The organism is Vibrio sp. R15-SG3-ISO1A, from assembly GCF_059833955.1.
On the sequence record NZ_JCBDGH010000091.1, the window covers coordinates 1 to 2439 of the forward strand.

3 protein-coding genes, 1 tRNA gene and 2 rRNA genes are annotated in these 2439 nt (G+C 48.8%); 3 read left to right on the top strand and 3 right to left on the bottom strand.

From position 1 onward, the window contains the following. From rrf (AC6R0L_RS16580) to rrf (AC6R0L_RS16590), 3 genes are all read left to right on the top strand, one after another. A 5S ribosomal RNA gene (gene rrf, locus AC6R0L_RS16580) occupies positions 1-80 on the top strand; the annotation flags it as partial. Between the two features lie 135 nt (positions 81-215). Next, positions 216-291: transfer RNA gene (locus AC6R0L_RS16585), tRNA-Thr, on the top strand. A 43-nt stretch (positions 292-334) separates the two neighbouring features. Continuing rightward, positions 335-450 (top strand): 5S ribosomal RNA (gene rrf / locus AC6R0L_RS16590). Between the two features lie 184 nt (positions 451-634). On the opposite strand, the gene AC6R0L_RS16595 is transcribed toward rrf (AC6R0L_RS16590), so the two are convergent. The 3 genes from AC6R0L_RS16595 to AC6R0L_RS16605 form a co-directional block, all read right to left on the bottom strand. Further along, positions 635-1420, bottom strand: a complete 786-nt coding sequence (locus AC6R0L_RS16595) for a DUF547 domain-containing protein (protein WP_500629834.1) — start codon at positions 1418-1420, stop codon at positions 635-637. Between the two features lie 131 nt (positions 1421-1551). Then, entirely contained in the window at positions 1552-2154 is a 603-nt protein-coding gene (gene leuD, locus AC6R0L_RS16600) for a 3-isopropylmalate dehydratase small subunit (protein WP_334554132.1), read from the bottom strand. Positions 2155-2165: 11 nt separating this feature from the next. After that, positions 2166-2439: aconitase family protein (locus AC6R0L_RS16605; RefSeq protein WP_500629835.1), on the bottom strand; the 274-nt coding region annotated here is incomplete at its 5' end.

The following is a 2439-nucleotide window of genomic DNA, read 5'->3' on the forward strand; positions in this document are numbered from 1 at the left end:
ATGCCGAACTCAGAAGTGAAACGAATTAGCGCCGATGGTAGTGTGGGGCTTCCCCATGTGAGAGTAGGACATCGCCAGGCTTCCAATTTCTTTTCACTTTTTATATAAAGTGAAGACAAAGGTAAGACCTCTGATTTTTAGAACAAGGTATCTAAAAATAAAGAGAGCCCGTTGTTAGACGGGTTTTTTTAGTCCACCGACACAAGATTTTGTGTGCTGATATAGCTCAGGTGGTAGAGCGCATCCTTGGTAAGGATGAGGTCCCCAGTTCGAGTCTGGGTATCAGCACCAGTTATTCGGCTCACTCATCATGGTGAGTAGACAACAAAATTTGCTTGGCGACCATAGCGATTTGGACCCACCTGATTCCATGCCGAACTCAGAAGTGAAACGAATTAGCGCCGATGGTAGTGTGGGGCTTCCCCATGTGAGAGTAGGACATCGCCAGGCTTAAATACTCAAACGCCCAGCTAATTCAGCTGGGCGTTTTTCGTTGTAATTCTCTTAAAAACGTAGAGTGTGGTTTGCGGATCGCCGCACCGCCCACGTGAGAGTAGGACATCGCCAGGCTTGAACACTCAAACGCCCAGCTAATCAGCTGGGCGTTTCTCGTTTTTACTCTTGTTGTTCTCGACTACTCTTTTCGTTCGTTCAGTTGCCAATCGTAATCGTAGCGTATTTTGCCTGAAAACTCGGCCAGTTCCGGGCGGTAGTGGGTTAGGTGATCAAACAGCGCTTCTTTGTCGCCAAAGTCAGCGGCAAACCAATCATAAATTGAGGAGAGCGTGAGTGTCTCACCTTGTATCTCTGCTCCTTTACGACTATTGATAAATGCCTCTGCGGCTTGTTCTAGCAGCGCTTCAGTATTCTCTGCGGTGAACGCAGAAGCCTGCAAGTTTGGACAGCCAAGACTGGCGCAATTGACGGCGTAGTGAGTACGAGGATCCTGCCAGATTGGGCGTAAAATGCGGTGCTCGATATCGTTGAGAGTGAGCTCTTGGCCATTGATCGTCAGGACATCTTGATCCCAAGGGCCAAAGCTAAATAGCCCACCGAGTTTCGTTATGGATGATACGGGGTAGTGGTCGATGATGAGTTTAACGGTGACGGCATTGTACAGGTTTACCCAATAGGCATATTGCTGGTTCTGGCGTAATTGACGAGGGTCGAGCGTCTCCAATGACTCGATATATCGATTGAGTTTGAGTGTATCTTGAGGCTCAAACGCGCCATAACGCAACAGATGGTCTTCGCCTTGCACAACCAGATATTTATCAAGGAGCTCTTGCCATGCTTGATGAGAGATTGAATCTGCGTGTTCCGGGTTGCTTGTGTTCCAATATGCCCAAAGTTTTGATTCGGGTGCAGCCAACGCGGAGATAGGGACGAGCAGAAGAAGTGCAGCGAGCGATGTTTTCATCTTATACCTTTACAAATCTGATCTGACAAATCGTACATAATGATTGAGACCCGCCGAGTGCCTGATATATTTCATCTTCAGAGTGGTCAAAAAAAAGCTGGCAGGTTGCCAGCTTTATGGTGAGTGCGAGATTAACGCAAGAACTCGGGGATATTCGCCTCAAAAGCGGCGATCTTCTCTTCGTGTTGTAAGGTCAAACCGATGTTGTCGAGTCCATTGAGCAAGCAGTGACGACGGAACTCATCGATCTCGAAACTGTACTCTTTGCCGTTAGCACGCACTTTCATCGCTTCTAAGTCCACTTCCACTTCCGCGCCTTCAGTGGCCTCAACAAATTGAAAAATCTCGTCGACTTCTTGTTCTGCTAAGCGCACAGGGACCATTTGGTTGTTGATCGAGTTGCCGTAAAAAATATCGGCAAAGCTCGGCGCGATCATGGCTTTGATACCGTAGTCGGCTAACGCCCAAGGAGCATGTTCACGTGATGAACCACAACCAAAGTTCTCGCGTGCGAGCAGGATTGAGGCCCCTTTATAACGCGGAGCGTTGAGGACGAAATCTGGGTTAGGCTGTTCACCGGCATCATCTAGAAAGCGCCAATCATGAAAGAGATGCTTGCCAAACCCTAAGCGCGACACCTTTTGTAGGAACTGCTTAGGAATGATTGCATCAGTGTCGACATTCGCTGCATCGAGAGGCACAACCAAGCCGGTATGTTGTTTAAATCCTGACATGTGGTGTCTCCTTAGTTTAACTCACGAATATCAACAAAGTGGCCAGCAATGGCGGCAGCGGCGGCCATGGCAGGGCTGACTAGATGGGTACGACCCCCACGGCCTTGTCGACCTTCAAAATTTCGGTTTGATGTGGAGGCGCAACGCTCTCCTGGCCCTAAGCGGTCATTGTTCATGGCTAGACACATAGAGCAACCAGGTAAGCGCCATTCAAAGCCAGCTTCTTTAAAGATGACATCGAGCCCTTCAGCTTCGGCTTGCGCTTTTACTTGCTCGGAACCCGGT

Excerpts from the sequence above, each read along its gene's own strand:
- AC6R0L_RS16595 (WP_500629834.1), bottom strand. The coding sequence starts at position 1,420 with ATGAAAACATCGCTCGCTGCACTTCTTCTGCTCGTCCCTATCTCCGCG.
- leuD (WP_334554132.1), bottom strand. The coding sequence starts at position 2,154 with ATGTCAGGATTTAAACAACATACCGGCTTGGTTGTGCCTCTCGATGCA.